The sequence below is a fragment of the Kurthia zopfii genome, assembly GCF_003143955.1.
GTDB classification, from domain to species: Bacteria; Bacillota; Bacilli; order Bacillales_A; family Planococcaceae; genus Kurthia; species Kurthia zopfii.
On record NZ_QFVS01000093.1, the window covers coordinates 1 to 1,110 of the forward strand.

At 36.3% G+C, this 1,110-nt stretch carries 1 protein-coding gene; it reads left to right on the forward strand.

Features of this window, described 5'->3' with window-relative positions; all coding sequences use genetic code 11:
- Positions 1–207: 207 nt before the first annotated feature.
- Positions 208–1,110: ISL3 family transposase (locus DF281_RS14485; protein ID WP_109350952.1), on the forward strand; the 903-nt coding region annotated here is incomplete at its 3' end.

Below are 1,110 nucleotides of genomic sequence, written 5' to 3' on the forward strand. Positions count from 1 at the left end.
ATGCTTTCCGCCGACAAGTGCCGCACTATTTCTTTCCACTTTAGGTGGAAAGAAAGGATTGCTTCACACTTGTTTTTCGGCAGGAGTCCTCGTTATTTCTTTCAATGTTGATCTATGTGAAAAAGGCCAAAAAAAAAGCACAGTTTCACCAATTCCTTTATACTTAAAATGCTAAGTAATAAGCTAAAGAAGGGTGAGCTGTGCTATATGAAGTCTATCATGAATATGCCAGGATTAAAAGATGTTTTAATCACAAAAATTGAAGAAATTGAGGGGAAGTATGCCCTTTATATTGAGATGCCTAAGATTCCCCATACATGTCCATCTTGCCATTCCATTACTTCGAAAGTACATGATTATCGAATCCAAAAAATTAGCCATTTAAAATGGTTTGAAAGATTAACGGTGCTTTACTATAAACGCCGTCGCTATTCTTGTTCTTGCGGGAAACGTTTTTCAGAAAAGTCCTCTTTCATTGATCGATACCAACGCTTTTCGAAAGAATGGAATCAAGCTATTCAAATATTAGGGGTAAAATCACCTACATTCAAATCAGTTGCTGAGAAAATGGGGACATCCATCTCTACTGTCATCCGCCGTTTTGATAAGGTCGCGGAAAAACAATTAACTTCAGGTGTCACGCTACCAAAAATAATCGCAATTGATGAATATAAAGGAGATACAAACGCTGGGAAATTCCAATTAGTTATTGCCAATGCGGAAACACATGAACCAATCGATATACTGCCCAATCGAAGAAAAGATACGATTAAACAATACTTACAAAAATATGGTGATCAAGTAGAAATCGTTGTAATGGATATGAATCAAAGTTTCAAAGCAGCTGTTAAAGAAGCCTTGAATCGACCTGTCATAATTGCGGATCGATTCCATTATTGTCGTTATATCTATTGGGCTTTGGATAAGGTGCGCCGTTCTGTTCAAGGTGAATGGCATGCCTATGATCGCAAACGATTGAAAAAAATGCGTTATGTATTTTATAAAAGAGAAGCTCAATTAAATGAAAAACAATTATGGGAATTAAATCGTTATCGCTCATTATCGCCTCTTTTAAAAAGCGCACATGAATTAAAAGAAGCCTATTGTGAA